General features: G+C 62.4%; 2 protein-coding genes. Both read left to right on the forward strand.

The window, feature by feature from the left end; translation table 11 throughout:
- Positions 1–462 (forward strand): UDP binding domain-containing protein (locus AC1DUU_RS32465; RefSeq protein ID WP_476787394.1); only part of this gene is annotated, 462 nt, incomplete at its 5' end.
- Positions 459–1,210 (forward strand): glycosyltransferase (locus tag AC1DUU_RS32470; RefSeq protein WP_476787395.1); only part of this gene is annotated, 752 nt, incomplete at its 3' end. The genes AC1DUU_RS32465 and AC1DUU_RS32470, both read left to right, overlap by 4 nt.

Consider the following 1,210-nt stretch of genomic DNA (forward strand, 5'->3'; position numbering starts at 1 on the left):
CTGTTCGACAAGCTCGCGGCCTATTTCAACGGCGATCTCGCGGGAAAAACCTTTGCCTTGTGGGGGCTCGCCTTCAAGCCCAACACCGACGACATGCGCGAGGCGCCGAGYCGCGTACTGATGGAGGCGCTGTGGGCGGCCGGGGCCAAGGTCCAGGCTTATGATCCCGAGGCGATGCAGGAGGCGCAGACCATCTACGGCCAGCGCGACGACCTTTTGCTCTGCGGCACCAAGGAGGCGGCGCTGCGTGGCGCCGATGCGCTGCTGATCGCCACCGAGTGGAAGAATTTCCGCGCGCCGTCCTTCGAAGTGATCAAGCAGGCGCTTTCGACGCCCGTGATCTTCGACGGCCGCAATCTCTACGACCCGCGCGTGCTCGTCCGCCACGGCATCGACTACATCTCCATCGGGCGCAAGGCTGGCGAGAGGGATGGGCGAGTGGCAAAGGAGCTGGCCGCATGAGGGTTCTTTTTGCCGGAGGCAACGGCTATACGCCCGAATTCAGCGGTGGCGTGCAGTCGAGCACGCATCATCTGGTCGAACAGCTGCGCGCGCATGGCCACGAGGCCTCGGTGCTTGCCGCCCTGTTTGGCGACGGCATGTTCGGCTTCAAGGCCAGGGCCAAGATGAAGCTGCTCGGGCAGCGTGCCGTCATCGACACGTTTCCCGGCTATCCCGTGGTTCGTGCCTGGTTCCCGTGGGAGGCCGCTGACTTCGCCGTGCAAAAGCTGAAACCCGATGTCGCGGTGGTTCAGTGTCACAAGTCGGTTCCGATCGGCAAGGCGCTTGAAGCCCAGGGTATCCCCCTCGTCGTCTATCTCAGGAACGTCGAGTTCCACGAACTGGGCGGTGATCTCAGCGAACTGCGGTCGGCGCAGTACATCGCCAATTCGGAGTTCACCGCGCGCACCTACGGGCAACGGTTCGGCATTGATTCGACGGTCATCCCACCAACGATCAATCCGGCGCACTACAACACGCCCACGACAGGCGAATTCGTCACGCTGATAAACCCCTACGAGGAAAAGGGCTTCGAGCTCGCCGTTCGTATCGCCGGGCGCTGTCCCGACATTCCCTTCCTGTTTGTCGAAAGCTGGAAGCTTGCAGACGATCACCGCGCGCGCGTCGAAGAAATCATCGCACCGCTAGGCAACGTCAGGCTCGAAAGCCGAACCAACGACATGAAGACGGTCTATGGCCGGACCAAGAT

This window comes from Aminobacter sp. P4_H6_2 (genome assembly GCF_056400805.1).